At 71.4% G+C, this 20,043-nt stretch carries 19 protein-coding genes; 13 read left to right on the top strand and 6 right to left on the bottom strand.

Features of this window, described 5'->3' with window-relative positions:
* Window positions 1-9 precede the first annotated feature (9 nt).
* Window positions 10-771, bottom strand: coding sequence for a hypothetical protein (locus tag ABZT87_RS25505; RefSeq protein ID WP_355138640.1), 762 nt, complete (start codon window positions 769-771; stop codon window positions 10-12).
* On the bottom strand, window positions 758-1,270 hold the full coding sequence (locus tag ABZT87_RS25500; RefSeq protein WP_355138638.1) for a sigma-70 family RNA polymerase sigma factor: 513 nt from the start codon (window positions 1,268-1,270) through the stop codon (window positions 758-760). The genes ABZT87_RS25505 and ABZT87_RS25500 overlap by 14 nt, the downstream gene beginning before the upstream one ends.
* Window positions 1,271-1,538: 268 nt before the next feature.
* Here ABZT87_RS25500 and ABZT87_RS25495 point away from each other — a divergent pair, with 268 nt between their 5' ends.
* The 6 genes from ABZT87_RS25495 (at window position 1,539) to ABZT87_RS25470 (ending at window position 7,239) form a co-directional block, all read left to right on the top strand.
* Window positions 1,539-2,015 (top strand): hypothetical protein, encoded by a 477-nt coding sequence (locus tag ABZT87_RS25495; protein WP_354856911.1) that lies wholly within the window; start codon window positions 1,539-1,541, stop codon window positions 2,013-2,015.
* A gap of 63 nt (window positions 2,016-2,078) precedes the next feature.
* A complete protein-coding gene (locus ABZT87_RS25490) occupies window positions 2,079-3,902 on the top strand; it encodes a glycoside hydrolase family 15 protein (protein ID WP_355138636.1) in 1,824 nt (607 codons plus the stop codon).
* Window positions 3,899-4,735 (top strand): aldo/keto reductase, encoded by an 837-nt coding sequence (locus ABZT87_RS25485; RefSeq protein WP_355138634.1) that lies wholly within the window; start codon window positions 3,899-3,901, stop codon window positions 4,733-4,735. Before ABZT87_RS25490 ends, ABZT87_RS25485 begins: the two co-directional genes overlap by 4 nt.
* Before the next feature lie 41 nt (window positions 4,736-4,776).
* Window positions 4,777-5,445, top strand: a complete 669-nt coding sequence (locus tag ABZT87_RS25480) for a response regulator transcription factor (RefSeq protein WP_355138632.1) — start codon at window positions 4,777-4,779, stop codon at window positions 5,443-5,445.
* Between the two features lie 4 nt (window positions 5,446-5,449).
* Entirely contained in the window at window positions 5,450-6,640 is a 1,191-nt protein-coding gene (locus tag ABZT87_RS25475; RefSeq protein WP_355066313.1) for a HAMP domain-containing sensor histidine kinase, read from the top strand.
* Between the two features lie 107 nt (window positions 6,641-6,747).
* Window positions 6,748-7,239 (top strand): DUF2231 domain-containing protein, encoded by a 492-nt coding sequence (locus tag ABZT87_RS25470; RefSeq protein WP_355066315.1) that lies wholly within the window; start codon window positions 6,748-6,750, stop codon window positions 7,237-7,239.
* A gap of 187 nt (window positions 7,240-7,426) precedes the next feature.
* On the opposite strand, the gene ABZT87_RS25465 is transcribed toward ABZT87_RS25470, so the two are convergent.
* On the bottom strand, window positions 7,427-9,496 hold the full coding sequence (locus ABZT87_RS25465) for a phosphocholine-specific phospholipase C (RefSeq protein ID WP_355138630.1): 2,070 nt from the start codon (window positions 9,494-9,496) through the stop codon (window positions 7,427-7,429).
* A 117-nt stretch (window positions 9,497-9,613) separates the two neighbouring features.
* Between ABZT87_RS25465 and ABZT87_RS25460 the strand changes: the two genes are divergently transcribed.
* The 5 genes from ABZT87_RS25460 to ABZT87_RS25440 all read left to right on the top strand — a co-directional run bounded on the left by ABZT87_RS25460 (window position 9,614) and on the right by ABZT87_RS25440 (window position 15,033).
* A complete protein-coding gene (locus tag ABZT87_RS25460) occupies window positions 9,614-10,630 on the top strand; it encodes an SEC-C domain-containing protein (protein WP_355138628.1) in 1,017 nt (338 codons plus the stop codon).
* Window positions 10,631-10,717: 87 nt separating this feature from the next.
* A complete protein-coding gene (locus ABZT87_RS25455) occupies window positions 10,718-11,203 on the top strand; it encodes a DUF2231 domain-containing protein (RefSeq protein WP_355138626.1) in 486 nt (161 codons plus the stop codon).
* A gap of 125 nt (window positions 11,204-11,328) precedes the next feature.
* Window positions 11,329-13,212, top strand: coding sequence for a Xaa-Pro dipeptidyl-peptidase (locus ABZT87_RS25450; RefSeq protein WP_355138624.1), 1,884 nt, complete (start codon window positions 11,329-11,331; stop codon window positions 13,210-13,212).
* A gap of 235 nt (window positions 13,213-13,447) precedes the next feature.
* On the top strand, window positions 13,448-14,341 hold the full coding sequence (locus tag ABZT87_RS25445; RefSeq protein WP_355138622.1) for a DUF1996 domain-containing protein: 894 nt from the start codon (window positions 13,448-13,450) through the stop codon (window positions 14,339-14,341).
* Window positions 14,342-14,412: 71 nt separating this feature from the next.
* A complete protein-coding gene (locus ABZT87_RS25440) occupies window positions 14,413-15,033 on the top strand; it encodes a DUF305 domain-containing protein (protein ID WP_355138620.1) in 621 nt (206 codons plus the stop codon).
* A 163-nt stretch (window positions 15,034-15,196) separates the two neighbouring features.
* On the opposite strand, the gene ABZT87_RS25435 is transcribed toward ABZT87_RS25440, so the two are convergent.
* The 3 genes from ABZT87_RS25435 to ABZT87_RS25425 form a co-directional block, all read right to left on the bottom strand.
* Window positions 15,197-16,093 carry an acetyltransferase gene (locus ABZT87_RS25435; protein ID WP_355138618.1) on the bottom strand — a complete coding sequence of 299 codons (897 nt, stop codon included), beginning with the start codon at window positions 16,091-16,093 and terminating at the stop codon, window positions 15,197-15,199.
* Between the two features lie 479 nt (window positions 16,094-16,572).
* Window positions 16,573-17,964 (bottom strand): hypothetical protein, encoded by a 1,392-nt coding sequence (locus tag ABZT87_RS25430; protein WP_355138616.1) that lies wholly within the window; start codon window positions 17,962-17,964, stop codon window positions 16,573-16,575.
* A 48-nt stretch (window positions 17,965-18,012) separates the two neighbouring features.
* Complete coding sequence (locus tag ABZT87_RS25425; RefSeq protein WP_354862334.1) at window positions 18,013-18,906, bottom strand: NAD(P)-dependent oxidoreductase; 894 nt, start codon at window positions 18,904-18,906, stop codon at window positions 18,013-18,015.
* Between the two features lie 120 nt (window positions 18,907-19,026).
* On the opposite strand from ABZT87_RS25425, the gene ABZT87_RS25420 reads away from it, so the two are divergent.
* Window positions 19,027-19,437 carry a VOC family protein gene (locus ABZT87_RS25420; RefSeq protein WP_354862333.1) on the top strand — a complete coding sequence of 137 codons (411 nt, stop codon included), beginning with the start codon at window positions 19,027-19,029 and terminating at the stop codon, window positions 19,435-19,437.
* Between the two features lie 148 nt (window positions 19,438-19,585).
* A complete protein-coding gene (locus ABZT87_RS25415; protein ID WP_355066332.1) occupies window positions 19,586-20,041 on the top strand; it encodes a pyridoxamine 5'-phosphate oxidase family protein in 456 nt (151 codons plus the stop codon).
* The last annotated feature ends 2 nt before the right edge of the window (window positions 20,042-20,043 follow it).

Below are 20,043 nucleotides of genomic sequence, written 5' to 3'. Positions count from 1 at the left end.
CATCGTGTTTCAGCCCGGCAGTGCCGCTCTCACCACCAGCGAGGCGACCGAGGGCGGGAGCGGAACACCGAGAATGAGCTCCTTGCCGCGGTCTTCGACCGGGCCGAGCACCACCGCGACCTGGTAGCGGTCCGGCGTGGCCCAGATCTCGGACCAGGTCACTGACGGGCACAACGTTTCTCGCGGACCGAGCTGCTGTTCGTGAGGCTTGCCGGGAGCGAGATCGAACCCGTCTCGGATCGCGTCGACGCCCTGGCCGCGAGTCTCGCCCTGCCGGTTCACCATCGGCCCTCCGCCGACAATCACGCCGTCCTTCAGGTAGAGCACCTGAAGGAGCGATGGCGGACTGGAGGCCACATGGACTGCCCGCGCGGCGGCGAATGTCACCGTTATCGCGGGACCGGAGTCGCCGTTCACCCTGGTTACCGAGGACACTTCCGCCGTGAGGATGCCTCCCGTAGTTGAACCGGGGTGGTCGTAGCGGTCGCCGCAGACGTACGCCGCAGGCTCTTCTGCGGTGGGCCTGGTGGGAGTCGACGGCCCCGGCGTGGCGCCCGTGCCGGTGGTTGGATCGCCGCCGCCGACGATCCCGGCGGCGGCGACCGTGACCAGCGAGACCACCATGATCGACGCCGCGCCGGTTCCGGCCGCCAACAGAGCGCGCCGCCGCCGGACACGTGTGCGCAGGCGATCGGCGGCGAACGACGGTGGATCGGCCCGGTCTGCCAGGCTTGCCAGGCTGTCCCGCCAAAGGTGATCATCGGACGGCACGGTCGTCCTCCCTGGTGTCGTCGTGCAGCAGGCCGGCCAGGCGATGTCTCCCGTCATACAGGTGGCGTTTCACCGTGCCGGCGCCGCAGCCGAGTTGCGCGGCGATCTCTGGAATCGGTAGATCGACGTGGTAGTAGAGGACGACACACGCTCGTTGTTGTGGGGTGAGCGCCAAGAGCGCCGCGCGCAGGTCGTGGCGAGCGTCGGCGGCGTCTGAGGCGTCGTCGATCCGATCTGGCGTCAGCGCGAACGGCAGCACCCGCCGCCACACACCGCGCCGGCGGACCCGGTCGAGATAGAGGTTGAGTACAGCCTTGCGAACGTACTGCTCGGGGTTGCCGATCTCGTCGCGTCGTTGCCGGGTGAACACCCGCACCAGCGCGTCCTGCACCAGGTCTTCGGCGTCGCTGTCATCGCCGCACAGCAGGAAGGCGTAGCGCTTCAGCGCGGCACCTCTGGTGCTGACGAGATCCGTCAGCACCCGCTCCCAACCGGCCACAACAGGGTCCCCTCGGTGTTGTCCTCAGTATCTTGGACGAACCAGAGGCCACCCCGGTTGGGGCAGGGCACTGACCGACTACCCCGTCTCGCTGTCAACTCGTCAAGGGACGTCTGGGCGAGCAGGTCAGCGCGACAGGTCCGGTGGCTTATGGTGAGAAACCGGGCACCCGGTGGGCGGGTGTCCGGTCCGGGCCGTGGGATTCGCGCTGCTCAGCCGGAGGGTGGACCGATGACCGAGAACGCCCGCGACGTCGACGACTGCTGAGATGGACTGGGCCGGATGGGCGTTGTTCGGGTTGGTCGCCACCGCGGCGCTCACCGCGGCGATGATCACCGCTCAACTGGCCGGCCTCACTCGGCTCGACCTTCCCCTGGTGCTCGGGGCCTTCGTCACCGAGGATCCCGATCGGGCGCGTGTCGTCGGGTTCTTCCTTCACCTTTGCGCCGGTCAGGGTTTCGCTCTCGGCTACGCGGCCGCGTTCGCGCTGCTGCACCGCGCCACCTGGTGGATTGGGGCGCTGTTCGGGATTGTGCACGTCGGGATCGCGCTGACGGTGCTTCTGCCGCTGCTTCCTGGTGTCCACCCGCGCATGGCCTCGCAGCGAGCGGGGCCGGCCAGCACGGCGGTGTTGGAGCCACCCGGTCTGTTCGCCGTCAACTACGGCATCCAGACTCCCCTGGTCACGGCTGTCGTCCACGTCGTCTACGGGGCTTTCCTCGGGCTGCTCCTGCAAGCCCGGTGACCCGCGCGGGACTGTCGTCCGCGCCTGACGCCTGCCAACGCGGCTCGGCACGGGGCGATCTCCATGACTGATGGGCCCGACGCCACGTGTCCCCGACCCTCGGCACCGATCAGCGACTACGGCCTGCTGGGCGACACCCGTACCGCCGCCCTGGTCGCGAGCGACGGCGGCATGGACTGGCTCTGCGTACCACGCTTCGACGGCGATCCCCTGTTCGGCAGACTGGTCGGGGGCCCGGACGCAGGAACGTTCCGGGTCGGCCCGGCCGGGCCGGCCACGGTCGTCGAGCGGCGTTACCGGCAGCACACCGCCACCCTGGAGACCACCTGGGCGGTGGGCAGCGGCCGGCTCCGCCTCACGGAGGCGATGGTGGCCGAGGTCAGCGGTCGCCTGCTGCCCACGACACTGATCGTGCGACGGCTGTCGGCCGAGCAGGCAGCCCTCGACGCGGTGGTGGAGTTCGATCCCCGCCTTGGCGCACGGCGCCGCCGGCCCCGAGTCCACCACCGACGCCAGGCCCTCGTGTGTGAGTGGGGGCCGCTCGCGCTTGCGCTGGACAGCACGCCCAGGTTCAGAATCGAACCGGGTCGACCCACCTCGATCACGGTCCGGCCAGGCCGGCCGGTCACCCTCGTGCTGGCCGTGGCGCACCGCGAACCGGTGATCCACGTCGAGCCGACGGCCGCCTGGGAACTGCTCATCGAGGACGAGGCCCGGTGGCGGGCCTGGACCGCGGAGATCGACGAGCGGCTGCCGTTCCGGGAACACGTCGCACGAAGCCTGCTCACCTTGCGGCTGTTGACCTACTCGCCCTCGGGAGCGCCGGTGGCCGCGCCCACCACGTCACTGCCCGAGGATCCCGGTGGGGTACGAAACTGGGACTACCGCTACGTCTGGCCCCGTGACGCCAGCATCGGCGTCAGCGCCTTCCTCAGCGTCGGCAAGACCGACGAGGCCCGCGGTTTCCTCGCGTGGCTGTTGCACGCCAGTCGGTTGCAACGACCGCGCCTGCCGGCGCTGCTCACCCTGCACGGTCGGCACGTACCAGCGGAACGAGAACTGGCCGGTTGGCCCGGTTACCTCGACAGCCGTCCGGTACGGATCGGCAACGGCGCCGCCGGCCAACACCAGCTCGACGGCTACGGCTGGGTGATCGACGCGGCCTGGGCGTTCGCTCGGGCCGGACACCGCCTCTACCCCGAGACGTGGCGGGCGGTGCGCGGTTTCGCCGACGTGGTCGCCGGTTGTTGGCAGGAGCCGGACGCCGGCATCTGGGAGGTACGCGAGCCCGCGCAACACGTCCATTCCAAGCTCATGGGCTGGCTCGCCCTGGACCGCGCCCTGGCCATCGCCGACACGCACCCCCTGCCCGACCGCCAACGTCGACGCTGGCAGACAGCCCGAGATGCCATCGCCGCCGAGGTCCGGACGCGCGGCTTCGACCCGACGGCGGCCAGCTACGTCCGCAGCTACGGATCCCAGGACCTCGACGCGGCTCTGCTCGTGCTGCCGCTGCTCGGTATGGATCGGACCGAGTCACCTCGGGTACGGGGCACCATCGACGCCATCCAGGGCCGGCTCTCCGCCGGCGGTCCACTGCTCTACCGCTACCCGCCCGGACGTGACGGCCTCCCCGGCACCGAGGGCGCGTTCCTGCCCTGCTCGTTCTGGCTCGTTCAGGCGCTTGCCCGCACCGGGCGTCGCCGCGCGGCGGTCGAACTGTTCCAGGCCATGGTTGAGTACGCCAGCCCACTGGGCCTCTACCCCGAAGAGGTGAACCCCGCGACGGGTGCCCACCTCGGCAACTACCCCCAGACGCTGACCCACGCCGCGCTCATCCAGGCCGCACTCGCCATCCGAGACGCACCGGTAGGGTCCCCAGCATGACGATTCCGCACCTGACGGCCGCCGACGGCACCGCGCTGCCCGCGATCGGGCTCGGCACGTACCAGCTGAACGGCTCGGCGGGTGTCGACGCGATCGGGCGAGCGATCCGGGCGGGTTACCGGTTGATCGACTCCGCGGTCAACTACGAGAACGAAGGCGCGGTGGGTCGGGCCGCTCGTGCGGCGGGCGACGTACGCGACGAGCTGGTCGTCACCTCGAAGCTGCCGGGGCGGCACCACCGCTTCGACGAGGCGCTGACCACGATCGAGGAGAGTGTGTTCCGCACGGGCCTCGACCGGATCGACCTGTACCTGATCCACTGGCCGAACCCCAAGGTCGACCTGTACGTGCAGGCCTGGCGCGCGCTGATCGAGGCACGGGAGCGCGGGCTGGTGAAACACATCGGTCTCTCCAACTTCCTGCCCGAGCACATCGACCGGCTGGTGGCCGAGACCGGGGTCGCCCCGGTGGTCAACCAGATCGAGGTGCATCCGTACTTCCCGCAGCAGGAGGCGATCGCCTACCACCGGGAGCACGGGATCCTCGTGCAGGGTTGGAGCCCGCTCGGGCACGGCAACGACCTGCGACAGCATCCTGTCATCACCGAGATCGCGAACGCCCACGGCGTCAGCCCGGCGCAGACCATCCTCGCCTGGCACGTGGCCCGCCAGGTGATCCCGCTGCCCAAGGCCGCGTCGCCGCAGCGGCAGATCGAGAACCTGGACGTCTTCGACATCAAGCTCACCGACGCGCAGGTCGAGGCCATCACCGCGCTGGCCCGCCCGGACGGGCGGCTCGCGGACCAGGACCCGGCGGTGTACGAGGAGTTCTGAGCATCCCGGGCGGGGTCGTGGTCAGGGGGAATACTGGCCGGGTGGAGATTGCCCGCCCGCGCCTGCTGCTGGTCGAGGACGACGGCGCGCTGAGCGCGCTGCTCACCGACCTGCTCACCGAGGAGGGGTACGAGGTCGAGGTGGCCGGCGACGGGCAGAGCGGCCTGCACCGCGCCCTGGCCCGCGACTACGACGTGCTGGTGGTCGACCGAGGGCTGCCCGTGTTGGACGGGCTGGGGTTGGTCACCCGGTTGCGGGCGCGGGGTGTGGCGTGCCCGGTGTTGCTGCTCACCGCCCGGGGCGCCCTGGATGACCGGGTGGAAGGGCTCGACGCGGGCGCCGAGGATTACCTCGTCAAGCCCTTCGAGGTCCCTGAACTGCTGGCCAGACTGCGGGCACTGCGCCGTCGACACCAGGACGCGGCGGGCCGGCTGCCGCTGGGGCGGCGGCGGTGGCTGGACGTCGGAAACCGGCGAGTGCTCGACGACGACGAGGAGATTCCGCTCTCCGCCCGCGAGTTCGCCGTGCTGCGCGCCCTCGCCGGCCGGCCGACGAAGGTCTTCACGCGTGCCGAGCTGCTGAGTAGCGCGTTCGACCACGCCGACGCACCGGGCAGCGTCGACGCCTGCGTGCATCACCTGCGTCGCAAACTGGGCCGGGGGGCGATCCGTACGGTGCACGGTCTCGGCTATCGGATCGGCGCGGTCTGACGGCGTGGACGAGGCCCGACTGGTCCAGGCCCGACGGCGCAGTGTGGCGCAGACCGCCGGGGCGATCGGCGTGGTGCTGCTGCTGGTCGGTGCGCTGATGTTCGTCCTCACCAGCCGGCAGGAATCGCGGGCGCTGAACACCGAGCTGGCTCAGGTGCTCGCGATGGCCGAGGACACCGACGACCCGCCGCCCGGCGAATTCCTGGCCCACAGGGCGGCCGGATCCGGCGCCGTCGAGGTGACTGAAAGCGCCTCGCCGGAGCTGGCCCGGGTCCTCGGCGACGCGCTGGGACGGCAGCCGGGGCGATTCGACACGGATGCGGGAGACGACCATCCGGTACGGGTGTTGGTCGCCGACCGAGCGGACGGCAGCCGCTGGGCCGTCGCCGCCGACCTCGCGCCGCTGCGTCAACGCCAGGGGCAGCTCGGCGTCGCGCTCCTGGTTGCCGAACTGGCCGGCCTGACGGGGGCGCTGGTGGCCGCGACGCTACTCGCCCGGCGGGCGGTCGCGCCCCTGGCCACCGCGCTGACTCTGCAACGCCGTTTCGTCGCCGACGCCTCGCACGAGTTGCGCACCCCGCTCACCGTGTTGCACACCCGTGCACAGATGCTGGCCCGACGATCCCAGACGCAGCCGGCGGCGCGACTCACCGACCAGCTCGACCAGCTCGTCGCGGACACCCGGGCGCTCGGCGACGTGGTCGAGGACCTGCTGGTGTCCGCCGCTGCCGAGCATCAGCCGCCACCGGCCGCGGTCGTCGATCTGAGCGAGGTGGCCCGCGAGGTGGTCGCGAGCATGCAGGAGTACGCCCGGGAGCGGACGGTCGAGCTGCGCGTGGAGACCTCCGGCGAGGCCTTGGTCCATGGAGCGCGCACGGCGCTGCGGCGAGCGACGACCGCCCTGGTGGACAACGCGATCGGGCACGTCGCCGCTGGCGGGAACGTCGCCGTGACCGTGCGACGGCACGCCGATCAGGTGGCCGTCGAGGTCAGCGACGACGGTGTGGGCCTCGACCCGGCCGAGGCGGACCGGCTCTTCGAGCGCTTCGCGCACGGCACGGCCGGGGCGGGTCGCCGGTTCGGGCTTGGCCTGGCGCTCGTGCAGCAGGTCGCGCACGCGCACCGGGGTTCGATCACGGTGGCCGGCGCTCCGGGTGCGGGTGCCACCTTCACGCTGCTGCTGCCGGCATCCTGAGGGACCCACCGACGCCGCTGCTGGTTCGGATTCGAGGGCGCAAGAACTTCGCAAGAATTCGGCAATATGGTGACGGGCAGTGACATCCCGAGCGCCGAGGAGACCCCGTGCCCGACACCGTCAACGGACTGCCGCTGCACCCACTCGTCGTGCACGCGGTGGTGGTTCTCCTGCCGCTGGCCGCGCTCGGTGTCGCCGCGCTGGCCGTCCGACCGTCGTGGCGGGGCCGCTACGGCGGGCTCGTCGTCCTGATCACCGCGCTGGCGACGGCCGCGATCCCGCTCGCCACCTCCAGCGGGGAGAGCCTGGAGCACCGGGTCGGCGACCCGGGCGAGCACGCCGAACTCGGTGACACACTGATCTGGTTCGCCCTGCCCCTGCTGGTCGCCGCCGTCGCGCTGGTCTGGCTGCACCGCCGCGACACCCGGTCGAGCGACTCCCGCCGAACGCCGAGGGCGCTCGCGGTGGTGGTCGCGGTGCTGGCCGTGGTCGTGGCGGTAGCGAACCTGGTGCAGGTCTACCGGGTGGGTGACTCCGGGGCCAAGGCCGTCTGGGGCAGCGCCCCGGCCGCCTCCGTCGGGCACGGCGCCGACGACTGAACGCCGTCCGAGGGCTCGGCCACCCCGGGCACGGGGTGTCACGGGGCGTGCCGGGTGCGGGGGACGGACGTGGCGACAAGCGGTATGACTCAGAGTCATAAGTATTCCGGTGAGTCATACCGCTCAACGGAGGATCCGTCCTGCCGCGGCACCCGGACCAGCAGCGGTCCGGGTGCCGCGGCGTCGCTCAGACCAACCCGCCGAGGGCCGGGTCGCTGATGCTGTCCTTGCCGTTCTCGACGTGACCGGCGTAGCGGTACGCGAAGGCGGCGTCACCCGCGACGGTGAGAGTCAGGTCGTACCAGCCGTGCGTGCGGGCGAGCGCCCACGTCGCCCGCTCCGCCTGGCCGGGCCGCAGCGCCAGCGTCACCGGACGGGAGTGGTACCCGTCCCGGACGGTCACCTCGACCCGCTTCGCGCCCTGGTTGCCCAGCGTGAGGACGACCTTGTGGTCGTGCTCGTCGTACGAGGCGGTGACGTCGAGCTGCGACCGGCCGCCCGCGAACCGGCGGTAGAAGCCGTTCGGCCCGTGCACCGACAGGTCGTAGGAGGACTCGATCGCCCAGGTGTCAGTGAGGCGCTTGCCCGGCTCGACGGTGTAGCTGCGCGGCACCGCCGTGCTGCCGGCCAGGCGGACCTGGAAGACCGCGCCGGCGCCGCCGGTGTTGCGGAAGTCGATCCGGAACGCGCCGTCGGCGACGCGGCCGTCGGCGTGCAGGGTGTACGGGATCGCCCGTGCCGGGCGTACGCCGCGCTCCTGCTTGGGCAACCGCCCCTCGGCCGGAGGCACCGGAACCTCGTCGGGGTGCCGGACCAGGTCGTCGGGCTTGAAGTCGTCGGTGTCCGGCAGCGTGACCTCACGCGACCGGTTCGGGTGCCGGAAGTCGAAGGCCGTGGTCAGGTCACCGACGACGGCCCGTCGCCACGGGGTGATGTTCTTCTCGACCAGGTCCGGCCGGCCGTGCCCGAACCGCGTCTCCAGGAACTTGATCAGCGAGGTGTGGTCGAAGACCTGGGAGTTGACGTAGCCGCCGCGGGTCCACGGCGACACGATGATCATTGGTACGCGGATGCCGAGACCGTACGGGCCCGCCGGGTGGTCGGCGTCGCCGGGGAAGATCTCGTTGGTGGTCGGCACGGTCGACTGCCCGTGCTCGCGCGTCTGCGGAGGCGTCGGCGGGACCACGTGGTCGAAGAAGCCACCCTCCTCGTCGTACGTGATGAAGAGCGCCATCCTGCTCCACACCTCGGGGTTCGACGCGAGGATGTCGATGACCTGGGAGATGTACCAGGACCCGTACGCCGGCTCCCAGTTCGGGTGCTCGGTGTACGCCTCGGGCGCGGTGATCCAGGAGACCTGCGGCAGGCGTCCCGCCTCGACGTCGGCCCGGAAGTCGGCGAGCAGCGCCTCGGGGTCGCGGCCCTGGGTGCGGATCTCCGTGCCGGTCTTGGCCTTGTCCGCGAGGGGCGTTCCGGGCTGCGCGTTCTGGTACTGGTGGAAGTAGAGCAGCGAGTTGTCGCCGTAGTTGCCGATGTACGGGTCGTTCGTCCAGCCCCAGGAGCCGGCGGCGTTGAGGCCGGTGCCGACGTCCTGGTAGATCTTCCAGGAGATGCCGTTGCGCTCCAGCCGCTCCGGGTACGTCGACCAGTCGTAGCCGGCCTCCGCATTGGTGATGACCGGACCGCCGCCCTTGCCGTCGTTGCCGACCCAGCCGCTCCACATGTGGTAGCGGTTCGGGTCGGTCGGGCCCATCAGCGAGCAGTGGTAGCTGTCGCAGACGGTGAAGGCGTCGGCGAGCGCGTAGTGGTAGGGCAGGTCCTGGCGGGTGTGGTACGTCATCGCCGTGACGCCCTTGTTGGGCACCCACCCGTCGAACCGGCCGTCGTTCCAGGCGGCGTGCCCGTCGTTCCAGCCGTGCGGCGGGTCCGGCAGGAAGGTCTGGCCGAGGTCCTTCACCTCGGGGCGGAAGGGCAGCAGCTCGTCGGCGCCGTCGGGCTGGTGCCAGACGTCCTTGCCGGACGGCAGTGTCGCCGGATGCGGGTCACCGAAGCCGCGTACGCCGCGCATGGTGCCGAAGTAGTGGTCGAAGGACCGGTTCTCCTGCATCAGGATGATCACGTGCTCGACGTCGTTGATCGAGCCGGTCCGGTTGTTCGCCGGGATGGCGAGCGCCTTGCTGAGATCCAGCGGGAGCGCCGCGCCGATCGCGGGAACACCCATTGCCTTGAGGAACGTACGGCGATCCACCGTGCCCATAACTCCGCCTTTGTGCGATCTGGTCGAGAAACTGGCGACCGGACGCTATCGAGGTCTGGTTGACGGCAGATGGCCATAATTCGGCCGGGCGGAAGCACGCCGACGTACCGTGAGGTCGTGCCGACGAGAGACGTACTCACCAAGGCTGACCTCGCCGAACTCCGCCGTTCGGCGCTCGGGGCGGCCGACCCGCTCGGTGTCGCCGCCGACGTCGCCGAGGCGGCCCGGCAGGGCCGCCTGGAGGATCCGGACGACGCCGGGGACGCGCTGACCCTGGCCGCCGAGATCGCCCAGGTCCGGGCCAGGCCCGACGCCGCGCTGCGGTACGCGGACGAGGCGCTCGCGGCGTACCCGTCCGCCGACGATCCCCGGGCCGGCGTCGTGCGCGCGCTGCGGGCCCGGGCGATGTTCCAGGCCGGCGGTCGGGACGACGAGGCGATGGCGGAGCTGACCGCGCTGCGGCCGTTGCTGCTCACGCAGCCCGACGCGCCCGCCTACGTCAGCGCGGCGCTGGACGCGGCCGGCCGTTCGGCGATCGCCGAGACGTGGCTCAGCGAGGCGGTCGACACCCTGCTGGGTGAGCGGGCCGGGGCGGCGGCCGACCCGGAGGTCGGCCCGCCGGACGCGCCCGGTGTGCTCTTTTTCCTGCTGCAACAGCGTCACCGGGTACGCCGGAATCTCAACCTGCCGCACGACCGGCAGGACGATCTGGCCGACCGCCTGGAGAACCAGCTCGTCCGCCGGGCCGCAGAGCGTCAGGGCGCTGATTCTGATCTGCTCCTCTGGCCCCGGGCCGAGTTCGACCGTCTGCTCGCCGAGCATCCCGAGCTGACCGACGTGTACGGGCCGGACTGGGACGCGCACCGGGCCCGGCTGGAGAAGGAGCTGGTACGGCTGACGAGTGCCGGCCGGACCGGGCTGGGCGTGTTCAGAGCGACAGTGGCCGGCCTGGACGCGTTCGCCGGTCGCCGCGACGGCGACCCGACCGACGCGGCGATCCGGGCCGGCTACGCGGTCGAGGTGTCGGCGCGACCCAGCTCGCGGGTTCCCTGGCCACCGGAGCGCAACGACCCGTGCTGGTGCGGCTCGGGCCTGAAGTACAAGAAGGACTGCCTGCCGCGCTCGCGCAGTTGAGGCGAGCCCGAGGGCTGACACGTCCGCGCGCGACCGATAACGTCCTTCCCGGACGATCGACGTCCACCCCTTTCGGAGGAGACGCCGATGTTCGAGGAGTTCATGGGTATCCCCGCCCACCCTCTCGTGCTGCACGCCGCGGTCGTGTTCGTGCCGCTGCTGGCCCTCCTGACGGTCGCGTACGCGCTCGTCGCGCCGATCCGGCCGCACACACGCTGGGTGCTGGGCCTGCTCGCCGTGGGCGCGCCGGTCGCCGCCCTGTTGGCGAAGCTCACCGGCGACGCGTTCTTCGCGCGCCTGCGCTCCGCCAACCGCGTCACGCCCGAGTTCGTCCCGAAGCTGGAGGCGCACCAGGATTTCGGTGACCTCGCCCTCTACGCCGCGATCGGGCTGGGGGTCGTGGCGCTGGCGCTGGTCTGGTTCGTCGCGCCGCGCGGCGCCGAGGGCGCGCGCTCCAGTCGGGCGCTGACGCTGGTGTTGCAGGTGCTGTCGGTGGTGGCCGCCGCCATCGCCGTGTACTACGTGGTCCGTACCGGCGACTCAGGCGCAAAGGCGGTCTGGGAGGGCCAGTAACGAGCGCGGGCGCGGCCCGAGGGGATCGACGCGACGCCCACTCGCACCTAGCATGGCGACGAATGGATCTTCGTGATTGGTCCGTGCCGAGACCCGGCAGCCAGCCCGACCGAAGGGAGACGCGCATGCGTCGACCCCGCCATCTCGCACTTTTCAGCGTCGGCGTGTCCGGCGCCCTGGTGCTGAGCGCAGCCCCGACCGCGGCGGCCGCTCCGCCCACGCCTTCCGCGCCCACCGGCATCGTGGTGGCCGACGGCATGACTCAACCGGTGTTCTCGCTCGCGGACGCCATCGAGGAGCGGGTGTTCGTCCAGACCCCGGTGGACACCGACCACGACGGCCGTCCCGACCGGGTGGCGATCGACATCTCCCGGCCCCGGGAGACCGCCACCCAGGGCTTCAAGGTGCCGGTCATCTTCGAACACAGCCCGTACCGCAAGGGCACCTGGGGTGACGTGCCGTACCCGAGCGTGCTGGTCGACGACCTGCCGCAGAACGGCCGGACCGACCGCTCGGGGCGGCGGGCGCTCGAGGTGGAAGCCCAGCGGGCGCAGGCGAAGGCCAACCTGCCCGGTTCGCTGGACGACTACTACGTGCCGCGCGGGTACGCGGTGGTGCTCGGCCAGAGTGTCGGCACCGGCGACTCGGACGGCTGCCCGACCAGCGGCGACCAGGCCGAGACGCTCGGCACCAAGGCTGTCATCGACTGGCTCAACGGGCGGGCCAAGGCGTACGACGTGAACGGCGTCCCGGTCACCGCCGGCTGGACCACCGGCGCGGTCGGCATGACCGGCGTCTCCTACAACGGGACGCTGCCCAACCAGGTGGCCACCACCGGGGTCAAGGGCCTGAAGACCATCGTGCCGGTCTCCGCGATCAGCAGCTGGTACGACTACTACCGGGCCAACGGCCTGGTGGTGGCGCCGGGCACCTTCCAGGGCGAGGACCTCGACATCCTGGCCCAGTACACGGCCGGGCAGGCGCGCGCCGAGGGGCCCTGCGCCGACGAGCTCGCGACGATCACCGCCGAGCAGGACCGGGTCACCGGTGACTACTCCAAGTTCTGGCAGGACCGCGACTACCTGGACGCGCGCGACGTCAAGGCGAGCGTCTTCGTCGTGCACGGCCTCAACGACTGGAACGTGAAGACCGAACACTTCGCCGGCTGGTGGGACGAGCTCGCGAAGCGCGACGTGCCGCGCAAGATCTGGCTGCACCAGGGTGGGCACGGCGGTCCGGGCAGCAACGCCTCGGTGACCCTGCCGGACGGCCACACCTGGACCTACAAGCAGACCGAGAACCGCTGGTTCGACTTCTGGCTGTGGAACGTGCGCAACGGCATCATGGACGAGCCGACCGCGGTGCTCCAGCGCGAGGACCGCGCCTACACCACGTACGCCAACTGGCCCGACCCCGCCGCGCGTGAGGTCGGGTTGCGGTTCGCGGCGACCGACGCCACCGCGCCGGGCGCTCTGACCACGGGCAAGCCGCCGAAGGCCAAGGTCGAGCAGAGCTTCGTCGACGAGGGACGGACCATCCACCCGGACACCCTGGTGGCCGATCCGGACACGGCCAGCGCCAACCGGCTCGCGTACCGCTCCCCCGCGCTGACGCAGAACGTGCGCATCTCGGGGCGCCCGGAGATGCGGCTGCGGATGGCGATCGACAACAAGCCGGACGCGAACCTCACCGCGTACCTGGTCGACTACGGCCCGGCCGGGTCGACCGCCGCGCCGACCGTGGTGACCCGGGGCTGGATGGACCCGCAGAACCGCAAGAGCGCCGCGCGCACCGAGCCGGTCAAGCAGGGCAAGCTGTACGACTACCGGTGGACCATGGAGCCGAAGGACTACATCTTCCCGGCGGGCCACCGGATCGGGGTGGTCGTCTTCTCCAGCGACCAGGAGTACACGCTGCTGCCGTTGGGCGGCACCGAGTTGCGGGTCGCGCCGAACGACAGTGAGGTGCGGCTGCCCGTGGTCGGCGGGCGGACCGTACTCGGTTTCTGACGTCCTCGTTCCACGGGAGGGGCAGCCCGAGGTGTCGGGCTGCCCCTCCCGCCGCGTTTTCCACCAACTGCGCACGTATTGACAACCGTCGACGTGGGGAACAGTCTGATGTGGTGAGAGCGCTCTCTCGCCCCGGTTCACGGGCCACCACCCCCCTTCGGCCAGGACACTCTCCGACGTCTTTCGGCGGCGGCGTCGGAGCTGTCCCTGACCCGTCCCCGACAGGAGTCACGAGATGGACAGGGCCGCACCCCTCTCCCACGTCCCCCGCCGGCTACGCATCGCCACGGCGATCGGCGCCCTGCTGACGCTCCTCGGCACGTACCTGGCCTGGACCACCGACCGGGCCGACGCCGCCCCGGTCGCCAACGTCATCCGGGTCGCCGAGTTCCCCGCCGACTGCGCGTACAGCCACCGGCTGCCCGACGACCCGATCGTCTTTCCCGGGCTGCCCGGTGCCTCACACATGCACAGCTTCTTCGGCAGCACGGTGACGAACGGCAACACCACGCTTCCCGACCTGGTGCGGTCCACCAGCACCTGCAACCCGGCGGTGGACGTCTCGTCGTACTGGGTGCCGACCCTCTACCGGGACAACGTCGCGGTGGAGCCGGCCATCGCCACGTTCTACTACCTCGGTGAAGGGGTCCGCGCCGACGTCGTCGCCAACACCCAACCGATCCCGCAGGGCCTGCGACTCGTCGCGGGCAACGCGAAGGCCACCGGGCCGAACGACAGCATCGCCCGCTGGTCCTGCCTGCACGCCGGGCAGGTGCCGCCGTCGAAGGACTTCGTCAACTGCCCGGCCGGCACGATGCTGGAGTCGTACCTGGACTTCCCGCAGTGCTGGAACGGTCGGGACCTGGACTCCCCGGACCACAAGAGCCACCTGGCGTACCCGGTGAACCAGGCCTGCCCGAGCACCCACCCGGTGCACGTGCCGAAGCTGCGGCAGGTGCTGCGGTACCCGGTCAACGGCGACCCGTCGCATTTCCGGCTGGCCTCCGGGCCGGGCTACACCATGCACGGCGACTTCTTCAACGCCTGGCCGACCGCGGAGATGGCCCGCCGGGTCCAGGACTGCATCCGGCCGGTCATCAAGTGCGGGCACGACGGCCGGCCGATCTGAGCCGACACCGTCGTACGGAGGGGCGGGTCCGGTCACGCCGGGCCCGCCCGCCGCGGGCGAAAGGAGGCCGCATGCGCGCTCGCGCCGCTCTGCTCACGGCGGCGGTGCTCGTCGCCGGCTGCGCCGGCGGGTCTCCCGGCACCGCGCACAGCGCCGGGCCACCCACTGTCGCGCCGGCCGCGTCCACACTGTCGAACGTCGGATCGGCAGGCTCCTTCAGCCCCACCGACATCGCCTGGCTGCAACTGACGGCGGCGTTGACGGACCGGCTGCTCCCGGTGCTGGACCTGGTGCCAACCCGGACCACCGACCCCGCCTGGCGACGGCTGGCCGCCGAGGTGCGGGCCAGCAACCGTGCCGACCTGACCCGGTCCCGTCAACTGCTCAGCGAGGCGGGAGCGCCGACGACCAACCCGCACGAGGGCCACGACATGCCGGGCATGGTCACCGCCGACGAGCTGGCCGCGCTGCGGTCGGCCACCGGGACGACGTTCCACCGCCTGCTGGCCGCGCACCTGCGCGCGTACCTCACGCAGACGGTCCGGGTCGCCACCGCCGAGCAGAAGGGCGGCGTCAACCCGGCCACCACCACACTGGCCACCACAGTGATCCAGTCCAACACCACCCACCAAACAAACCTGAACACCCTCACCCCCACCCCCGCCTCCTCCTCCCCCGCCCCGCTTCGGTGATCAAGAGGTTTGCGTCATCCCACCGGCGTGTCGTGACGCGAACCTCTTGATCACCGGTGGATCGGTGGGCGTGCGGTGAGGGCACGGTCTCGGTCCGGTCCGCCCCGACGGTGCCGCCGGTGCGGGGTGCGCCCCGGGTGACGCGGGGCGCACCCCCGAGTGGCTACGCCTTCTCGGCCGGCGGCGCGAACAGCACGCGCGCGCGGAGCTGCCGGAACCCGGTGCGCTCCAACTCCGCGAGCACCGCGACGCGGTGGGCGTCCACGTCGGCGATCACCTCCCGGGCGCCTCCGGCGGCGAGCACCCGGACCGCCTCGGCCAGCAGCTCACCGCGCGCCGCGTCGTCGAGCAGGCCGAGGTACGCCAGCAGTGGGTAGCAGGCGTCGCCGGCCGTGCCGACCAGGCCCACCGGCTGCCCGCCCGCCATGCCGACGCGCCAGGCCTCGGTCGACTCCCCCAGCCAGGCCAGCGGATCGGTGGCCAGGTCGACGCCGCCGACGGCACGCGCGATCTCCGCGCCGGTCAGCACGTCCGGCACGGCGACCCGGGCGACCAGGGCGTTGATCTCGGCAGCGTCGACGGGCGGCCGGAACGTGTACCGGCCGGAGGTCGTCGGCAGTGGAGTTCCCGTCCACGAGCACCGCAGCCGCTCACCCACCTCGACCAGGCCGGCGAGTCGGGCCGCCTCCATCGGCGCGGTGACCACGGCCAGCACCTCGGGTCGACGCCGCCAGTGCGCGGGCAGAGCCGCGTAGTACCGACCGGGGCCGCCCAGCGCCTCGTGGGCAGCGTGCAGCAACGCGGCGCCGACCTCCGGCTCGGCGGCCAGGTCGAACCGCTCCAGCCAGGGAGCGCCCACCGCCCCGGGCGGGAGCAGCCAGGCCGCCCGCCCGACCACCCGGCCGTCGCGCAGGGCGATCCAGGTGTTCTCGGGCCGGTAGCCGCCGCCGGTGATGCCGTCGGCGTACGCGATCTGCCGCAGTTGGGGCAGCGGATCGGTCATGGAGTCGAACAGGTTTTCCTCGCCCGCGACGAGCGGGCGGATGACCAGACTGGTCATGGCGAACCTCCGGAAAGCGAGCGCCCCGGGTCAGATCCGCGTGGACGCCGATACGCGGAGGGGGCGCAGAACATGAGACATTGTTCTGACCTCCTCTCGGCTCGACGGCGTGCCCGCCAACATACGCGAAGCGCCAGCAGCCGCACAACGTTCTTCCGGCCCGGCTCACAGCGTCGGGTTGGTCTCCGCGCCGCGTTGGTGGACCCGCCCGTCGGCGACGGCGATCCCGGCCAGGATCAGTGCCGCCACGGCGGTCACGGCGACCGGCGGGAGAAGGACGCTCGGAGACCGTGACCAGGTTGGCGAGCGGCGCACGGCCGATACGCGGCACCGGCCAGTGGGAGGCCGCGCCGACGAGCTCGATGGCGAGCGCGAGCGACCAGAGGACACCACGGCCATGGCCGCACCCCCTCGCCGACCCGGTCCCGTCTCGTACCCGCTGAGGGGACTTTATCCCGGTCTGTCGGTACGCCCGATGGTTATGCCAGATCGCCCGGAGGGCGGTCGACGCCGCGCCCCCAGGGCCTCCACCGCCTCGTTCGGGCGGTCCGCCGCCTCGTCCGGGTCGGCCGGGCCCGCCGGTCCGTGCGGAGGCCCGCACGGCCGAGCAGCCGGATCAGCAGCCAGCAGAACAGCGCCAACGCGCCGAACAGGGCGATGGTCACGATCCGCCAGCGCATGCTGTCGATCTGGAGCATCTCCGGTAGCAGCGCCGCGACGCCGGCGACCGCGGTGACCGAGAACAGCCACTGGAGGCGCTGTTGGAACAGCGCCGTCTGCAACCCGAAGAGCTGGCTCAGATTGCTGCGCAGCAGTTCGAGACGCTGCCGGGCGGCCTGGAGATGCCGGGGAACCCGCAGCCCGTCGATGAGGAACGTGGCCACCGCGATGCGCATGGGGTCGCGGTACATGAGGTCGACGTTGCCGACCTCGGCCAGCCCTCGGCTCAGTTGCAACTGCACCCGCGCCAGTTGGGTGATGCGCGCGCCGAGCGAGTGACCCGGGCCGACAAGTTCGTCGCGGTCGTTCGGGTCCACCCCCACCCACAGTTGGCAGAAGAACCACTGGGCGTGGATCTGGCCGTACATGTCCTGGACCATGCGGGCCGCCGCCGACGCGCCCTCCACCCCGTCGTGCAGGACCGCCACGGTGGACCAGCCGGTGGTGCGGACCAGCAGGCCGGGCAGGCGCAGCGGCCCGTCGTCGGCAGCCGTGCCCGGGGTCACCGGCAGGGCGGAGAGCCGCAGCAGCGACTCCACGAGCGGTTCGTTCTCGGCCCGCTCGGGACCGCGCAGGACGAAGAACTGGCGCATGTTCTGGAACGGGTAGCGGCGTTCCCGGGGCTCGAAGCCGGCCGACTCGCGCAGGATGGCGCGGACCGCCTGAACGTGGGCGGACACCGTCAGCCCACCGTGCTCCCGGGGCTCGGCCTCGATCATGCTGAGGTGCCCGGCCAGGTTCGGCGGGAAGGTGTCCAGGTCGCGCAGGTGCCGGAAGTAGTCGAGGGTGTTCTCGCGCACGAGGTCGTCGTAGAACCGGCAGATGTCCTCGGTGCTGACCGCCGGCTCCGGCGCGGCGAACCGCAGATCCACCGAGATCACGCCGAGCGCCGGGTAGATCACGATCTGGGTGCTGGTCGCCCACGTCGTACGGCCGATGCGCACCGCCGACGTGCCGAGGGAGATCTGCAGCACCGGCGGGTGGGTGGCCAGGTAGGAGATGTTGTAGGCCCGGGTCTCCTCGTGCTGGACGACGTCGACCGAGGTGGCGCCCAGTCTGGCCAGCAGTGGGAGCGCCGGTTCCACGTCCTGCACCGTGCCGCCGAGGTCGAACTTGACCGGCACGTACACGTGATCAATATCGAGGGTCACGCATACATTCTGGGCGTACGGCACAACCTGGTTTCGCTCCGAGGCGGCCTACAACTGGTCGACGTGGTCGCGCCACGAATGCCGGGGCTCGTAGCCCAGCACCCGCCGCGCCTTGTCGATGCTGAGCAGGGTCTCGTGCTCGCCGAGCTCCTTGCGGATCTCGACACCCGGGTAGACCTCGGCCATCAGGCTGGCGCTCGATCTGCTCATGACGGTGTCGGCGTTGGCGATGATGAACACGTCCGCGCCGGGCCGGTCGTACGCGAGCGCCCGCTCGACCGCCTGGGCGCCGTCGCGGGCGTCGATGTAGCCCCACAGGTTCCACCGCCGCGACCGCGGATCGGCGTCGAAGGAGGGGAACGGCAGGTAGTCCTCGACGTCCATCACGTTGGAGAACCGCAGACCCACCATGACCAGCTCCGGGTCCCACCGGCAGAAGTGCCGCGCCATCTCCTCCTCAAGGGCCTTGTTCAGCGAGTACGTCGACTCCGGTCGCGGCGCGTACTCCTCGTCGACGGGCGCGTACGGCGGCGGGGTGTCGAACGGCAGCCCGAGCACGGTCTCGCTGGACGCCCACACCACCCGCTTGATGCCGGCCGCCCGGGCGGCGGCGAACACGTTGTACGTCGCGGCGGAGTTGTTCGCGAACGTCGTCGCGTTGGGCATCAGCCCGGGCGCCGGGACCGCGGCCAGGTGCACGACCGCCTCGACGCCGCCGGGGTGCTCGTCGGCGCCTCCGGTGAACGCCTCCACCACCTGCCCGTAGTCGGTCAGGTCGACGAGGAGGAACTCGCCGTCGACGTCGCGGGGATCGCGCCCGCCCACGCGGTCCACCGCCAGCACGTCGACGCCCACGCCGCGCAGGTGGGCGACCACGGCACGGCCGAGCTTGCCGGTGGCGCCGGTGACGACAACGCGTCCGGGGAGTACGGGATCGGTCATGACCCCATCCTCTCCGGCCGGCCGGGACACCCCACACGCGGGTGCGCCCGCGCCCGCCACCCGCCGCATCGATCAGGAATCGAGAAGTACCGGCCGAGGGCCCTACTTAGCATGGCCAGCATGGACATCACCATTCACACGACAGTTCTTCCGCACGTCGACCCGGACGCCTCCGTGGCCTTCTACCGCGACGTCCTCGGCTTCGAGGTCCGCAGCGACGTCGGTCAGGGGACCATGCGGTGGATCACCGTCGGCCCTGTCGACCAGCCCGGCACGTCCATCCTGCTCGCCCCGCCGGCCGCGGACCCCGGCATCACCGAGGACGAGCGGCGCACCATCGCCGAGATGATGGCCAAGGGCACCTACGGGTGGATCCTGCTGGCCACCCGGGACCTGGACGGCACCTTCGAGAAGGTGCAGGCCCGCGACGCCGAGGTCGTCCAGGAGCCGACCGAGCAGCCGTACGGCATCCGCGACTGCGCCTTCCGCGATCCGGCCGGCAACATGGTCCGCATCCAGGAACTGCGCTGAGCCATGTGTCTCGCCGCCTGGGGACGCGCACGCGCCGAGGAGCAGCGCCTGGACGACCTCGCCCGACTGCGTCACGCGCCGGACGTGCCGTTGGTCGCGGCGGGGGCGACCGAACCGATCAGAGGTCACGAGGTGGACGGGGGAAGATATGGCGAGCACGCCACCGCGGGGGCGTGAGGAGCGGCTGAGAGACACGCGCAGGAGACTGGAGAACGACGTCGACCTCTGGGTCGCCACGTCGGGCTCCCCGGACGGCGTGCACCTCGTCCCGCTCTCCTACCTCTGGGACGGCAGCGTGTTTCTCATCTCGACGCCGCGTGCCTCGGTCACCGGCCGCAACCTGGTGGGGGATGGCCGGGTGCGACTCAGCCTGGGCACGACGCGCGACGTCGTCATCGTCGAGGGTGCCGCCGAGCCGGTGGACACCGCCGACCTCGGCCACGACAGGCGTACGGCGTTCGCCACCAGGACCGGCTTCGACCCGAGCGGAATCGCCGAGCCCTACCAGTACTTCGTGATCCGGCCGCGGCGCATCCTGGCCTGGCGGGAGGCCAACGAGCTGCGGGGACGCGTCCTCATGCGCGACGGCCGTTGGCTCGACTGAGC

Origin of the sequence: Micromonospora sp. NPDC005237, assembly GCF_040607775.1 — a bacterium.
Classification (GTDB): domain Bacteria; phylum Actinomycetota; class Actinomycetes; order Mycobacteriales; family Micromonosporaceae; genus Micromonospora.
Note: the sequence above shows the minus strand (reverse complement) of the source record. Positions and strands in the feature narration are given on the sequence as shown.